This window comes from Albidovulum sp., from assembly GCF_049646345.1.
Taxonomy (GTDB): Bacteria; Pseudomonadota; Alphaproteobacteria; order Rhodobacterales; family Rhodobacteraceae; genus Albidovulum.
This window is the reverse complement of the sequence record NZ_JBARVQ010000002.1, coordinates 1-4,878: the sequence shown is the minus strand read 5'-3', so window position 1 is coordinate 4,878 and position 4,878 is coordinate 1. Positions and strand designations below refer to the sequence as shown.

6 protein-coding genes are annotated in these 4,878 nt (G+C 60.4%); 5 read left to right on the top strand and 1 reads right to left on the bottom strand.

All coding sequences use genetic code 11. From position 1 onward, the window contains the following. Window positions 1-411 (bottom strand): Lrp/AsnC family transcriptional regulator (locus WBB85_RS00065; RefSeq protein ID WP_432636580.1); only part of this gene is annotated, 411 nt, incomplete at its 3' end. An 85-nt stretch (window positions 412-496) separates the two neighbouring features. On the opposite strand from WBB85_RS00065, the gene WBB85_RS00060 reads away from it, so the two are divergent. The 5 genes from WBB85_RS00060 to ehuD form a co-directional block, all read left to right on the top strand. Then, window positions 497-1,873, top strand: coding sequence for a PLP-dependent aminotransferase family protein (locus WBB85_RS00060; RefSeq protein ID WP_432636579.1), 1,377 nt, complete (start codon window positions 497-499; stop codon window positions 1,871-1,873). 96 nt (window positions 1,874-1,969) lie between these two features. Beyond that, on the top strand, window positions 1,970-2,755 hold the full coding sequence (gene ehuA / locus WBB85_RS00055; protein WP_432636578.1) for an ectoine/hydroxyectoine ABC transporter ATP-binding protein EhuA: 786 nt from the start codon (window positions 1,970-1,972) through the stop codon (window positions 2,753-2,755). A gap of 53 nt (window positions 2,756-2,808) precedes the next feature. After that, window positions 2,809-3,651, top strand: a complete 843-nt coding sequence (ehuB, locus tag WBB85_RS00050) for an ectoine/hydroxyectoine ABC transporter substrate-binding protein EhuB (RefSeq protein ID WP_432636577.1) — start codon at window positions 2,809-2,811, stop codon at window positions 3,649-3,651. Between the two features lie 59 nt (window positions 3,652-3,710). Further along, window positions 3,711-4,370 carry an ectoine/hydroxyectoine ABC transporter permease subunit EhuC gene (gene ehuC, locus WBB85_RS00045; protein WP_432636576.1) on the top strand — a complete coding sequence of 220 codons (660 nt, stop codon included), beginning with the start codon at window positions 3,711-3,713 and terminating at the stop codon, window positions 4,368-4,370. A gap of 4 nt (window positions 4,371-4,374) precedes the next feature. Continuing rightward, on the top strand, window positions 4,375-4,878 hold a 504-nt coding region (gene ehuD, locus WBB85_RS00040; RefSeq protein WP_432636575.1), incomplete at its 3' end, for an ectoine/hydroxyectoine ABC transporter permease subunit EhuD.

Here is a 4,878-nt window from a genome sequence, read left to right as displayed (position 1 = left end):
GGTGAAGTAGCGGCTGAGCCCTAGGCCTTCCGCCAGCATCCGGTCGATCAGCCGCTGATAGCTGTCGATATCGCGCGTAACAACTTGCAGAAGATAGTCAAAGCTACCCCCGAGCGCCCAGCAGGCGACAACTTCGTCATAGGCTGCCATGGCATCTTCAAAAGCGCGCATGCGTAAGGCACGGTGACTTTCCAACTCGGCCACCACAAAGACGGTGACATGCGGCGCGATCTTTCTAAGCTCGATCTCGGCGCGGTAGCCCGTGATGATGCCGGCCTCTTCCAGCCGCCTTAGCCGCTCCCAACAGGGCGTGGCGGAAAGATTGATCCGCGCAGCCAGTTCGGACTTGGTGATGCGCCCTTCACGGGAAAGGATCGACAGGATCTGCAGGTCGCGTTTATCGAGCTTGATCTGGGACATGCGGCGAAGAATGTTTGGTGACGTGGGGCTTGTCAATTGTTCTGATTAGATCCATAATTGAATCATGACAATTTGGATGCCAAACCCCGAAGATTTGAAACGACCCGCCTATCGTTCGCTGGCCGAAGCCGTCCTGCGTGCCGTCGAGGCCGGCGCATTGAAAGCTGGCGACCGGCTGCCCACGCATCGCGATCTTGCCTACCGGCTCGGTATCAGCGTGCAGACGGTCAGCCGCGCGTACGAGGATCTTATCGCCCGGGGCATTATCACCGGCGAGGTGGGGCGCGGCACCTTCGTACGCGCAACTCAGGGCGACGCAAAGCCACCCTTTTTGCCTGATAGTCAATATGACCGCCTCGTTGATTGCTCGATTCTGAAGCCGGTCTGTGACCAGATTCATGTAGACCAGATGCGGGCGGCCCTGTCGCGGCTGGGGGAAGAAATGCCAGCCTCTGCTGTCCTGTCCTTCCGCCCCTCGGTCGCACTCAGGAACAGCCAGAGCAGCGCACTGAAATGGCTGCGGCTCTGCGGGTTGGCCGCACGGACTGACTCTGTCCTGCTCACCAATGGCAGCACCTCGGCAATGACCATTGCGCTGATGGCCGCAGCCAGTCCGGGCGATCTTGTCGTGACCGAAGAGGTCGGGCATCACACGCTGAAACCACTTTGCCGCTATCTCGGCCTGCGCCTGAAGGGCCTTCGGATTGATGCCGAAGGCATTGTGCCGGCGGATTTCGATGCCGTGTGCCGCACCAATGCGGTTCGGGCGCTTTTTCTCATGCCTGCCGGGCTCAACCCTACGACGGCGGTCATGGGTCTGGCGCGGCGACGCGAAATTTGCGCAATCGCCGAGCGTCATGACGTGCTGATGATCGAAAATGACGCCTGGGGGCCGGTTCAACCGGACAGGCCAGACCCCATCGCAGCCCTCGCGCCGGACCGCACATTCTACTTCACCGGGTTCAGCAAATGCATCATGCCGGGGCTGCGGACCGGCTATCTGGTCGCTCCGGAACGATTCGAGGCTGCGGTCGCGAACCGGCATCTTGTGACGAACTGGATGGCGACGCCCATTTTGGCCGAGATCACATCGCGCTGGATCGAAGACGGGACAGCCGCCCGGTTGCTCGACTGGCAGATCGATGCGCTCAGCCGGCGCAATCGGTTGGCTGCAGAGGTTCTTTCCGGGATCGACTTCCGCGCCTCGCCGAACGGCCTACATGTGTGGCTGCCCTTGCCTGAGCCCTGGACCGAAGAGGAATTCGTCGCTCACGCGCGGCTGAACGGGGTCGCGGTGGCGCCTGGCTCCTCTTTCACGCTGGGCGACCGGCCTAACCCGCCGGCGGTCCGCATCTGCATCGGCGCCGCAACCGAAGAGGCGCTGGGGCGTGGCCTTGCCACCGTTGCGCGGCTCGCACGAAGCCATCCAGAACCTGCGCTTTTGACGATCTAAAAATTGTCATGATTTAATATAGAGTTTGACTCGCAATTGTTCTCATTTCAATTTGCGCCCCACTAAGACAATGTTTGACGTCAGGGGGCTAAACCGGTGGCATCACCGATCATCCGCATCGACAAGGTAAACAAGAGCTTTGGCGCATTCCAGGTTCTGAAGGATCTCAGCTTCGATGTCCGTCCCGGCGAGAAGCTGGCGCTGATCGGGCCGTCAGGATCGGGCAAGACCACCATCCTGCGTATCCTGATGACGCTCGAGGCGATCAATTCCGGCATGATCGAGATGGAGGGCGAACCCTTGTGGCACATGAAGCGCGGCGATGCGCTGGTGCCCGCAGACGAGGCGCATCTGCACAAGATGCGCGCCAAGGTCGGCATGGTTTTCCAGCTTTTCAATCTGTTCCCACACAAAACCGTGCTGCAGAATGTCACGCTAGCGCCGATCCTGACCAAGGGCGCCGCAAAGGCCGATGCCGAAGCGGATGCGATGCAGCTGCTGGAAATGGTCGGAATGGCCGATAAGGCCGGGCAGAAGCCGGCACAGCTTTCAGGCGGTCAGAAGCAGCGCGTCGCCATTGCCCGCGCTCTCGCACTGAAGCCGAAGATCATGCTCTTCGACGAGGTTACCTCGGCGCTTGACCCCGAACTGGTCGAGGAAGTGCTGAACGTCATGCGACGGCTGGCCGAGGAAACCGACATGACGATGCTGCTCGTGACGCATGAGATGAGCTTCGCCCATGATTTTGCCGACCGGGTTCTGTTTTTCGACGGGGGCCGCATCGTCGAAGAGGGTCCACCCGATCAGATTTTCACCGACCCGCAGGAGGAACGGACCAAGGCCTTCCTGCGCAAGATCGTCGCAGCAGGTCAACGGATCTGAGGCGACGAAACGAATTGGACCACAGGTCCGACAACAGCGAGGAGAATCGAAGAATGAAACTCACGACATTTCTGACACTCACTGCATTTGGCGTCAGCGCGTTGAGTGCGACCAGCGCGGCACAGGCCGCCGATATAGAAGGCTTGCAATCGCAGGGCTTTGCCCGGATCGCCATCGCCAACGAGCCGCCTTGGACGCAGGTAACCGCTGACGGAAAGGTTTCGGGGGCTGGCCCTGATGTGGCGCTGGCCGTGCTGAAAAAGATGGGCGTGGAAGAGATTGTCGCCTCTATCTCGGAATATGGTGCGATGATCCCCGGCCTTCAGGCACAGCGCTTCGACATGGTCGCGGCTGGCCTCTTCATCAAACCGGAGCGCTGCGAGGCTGTTGCCTTTTCTCAGCCCGACCTTTGTGACGCGGAAAGCTTCATGGTCAAGGAAGGCAACCCGATGGGGTTGAAGAGCTTTGCCGACATCGCCTCGAGCGGCGCCAAGGTCGGCGTTGTCGGCGGCGGCACCGAGGAGAAGCTGGCGATCGAGGCGGGCGTGGACCGTGCCAACGTGATCGTGGTGCCGGATCCACAGTCCGGCTCCAAGATGCTGCAGGATGGCCGCATCGATGTCTATGCGCTGCCGGTTCTGTCGATTTCGGACCTTCTGAAAAAGGCGGGCGAGGGTTCGGGTCTCGAAATGTTCGCGCCGGTCGAGAATACGCCAATCTTCTGCGCCGGTGTTGCCTTCCGCAAGGAAGATAGCGCGCTTCGGGACGCATATGACGCGGTGCTGGCCGAGATGAAGGAAAATGGCGAGTTTGCCGCGATCGTCGAACCTTATGGCTATTCGGCAGCAGCCGCGATGCAGACCGATCGCGAGACGCTTTGCGGCGGACCGAACTGAGCAATAAGGGGGGCGGTTCCGCCGCCCCCTCCCCCCACCTCTGGCGAGACAGCTAACCCATGGAACTATGGTCCGGATATATCGGCCTGATCCTTTCGGGCGCGGGCGTGACCGTTCAGATCACGCTGTTGTCCTGCGCGCTTGCGCTGGTCGCTGCCTTTGTCGGCGGTCTGGGCCGGGTGTCGCGCTACTGGCCCCTGCGCTGGCTGGCGACCGCCTATATCGAGTTTTTCCGCGGCACATCGATCTTTGTTCAGCTTTTCTGGGCCTATTTCGTTTTGCCGCTTTTGGGCATTCCCCTAACGCCGATGCAGGCGGGGGTGCTGGCGCTGGGCCTTAACGTCGGGGCTTATGCCGCCGAAGTGGTGAGGGGGGCCATCAAGTCAGTCCCGCGCGAACAATATGAAGCCTGCACCGCGCTCAATCTCACGCGGTTTCAGGAAATGCGTCATGTGATCCTGCCGCAAGCCTTTGTTCTGATGTTGCCGACTTTCGGCAACAACGCGATAGAGCTTCTGAAGGGCACGGCCATTGTTTCGCTGATATCACTCTCTGACATGACCTTTCAGGCACAGGTTGTGCGCGCCCAGACCGGATCGACAGCGGTGCCCTTCCTGACAATCCTTATGCTCTATTTCGTGTTCTCACTGATCCTGTCAAATTCCATCCGGGCACTTGAGCGGCATCTGTCGCGTGGGCTCGACGTGACGAGGGCATAGGGCGATGAAGTGGGACTGGGCCTTCGTCTGGGAGATTATGCCGCAGCTTGGGCAGGGTGTGATCGTTACCATTCAGGCGACGCTCTTGGGCACGGTGCTCGCGATGTTCGCGGGACTTGGGCTGGCCATCGGACGGCGGTCGCCGAACCGGCTCCTGTCCCGCACGCTCGGTTTTCTCGCCGAATTCGTGCGCGGCACACCGCTTCTGGTGCAGCTCTATTTCCTCTTCTACATCCTGCCCGATATGGGGCTGGTTCTCTCGCCGCTGGCGGCTGGGGTAATCGGGCTTGGCCTGCATTATGCGACCTACACGGCCGAAGTCTATCGTGCGGGCATCGACAATATCCCGCGCGGTCAGTGGGAGGCGGCAAAGGCCGTGAATCTCACGATGCACCAGACCTGGGTCAATATCATCATTCCGCAGGCGATCCCGCCGATGATCCCGGCACTGGCGAACTATTTCATCGCGATGTTCAAGGAAACGCCGCTTCTGGCGGCAATCACCGTG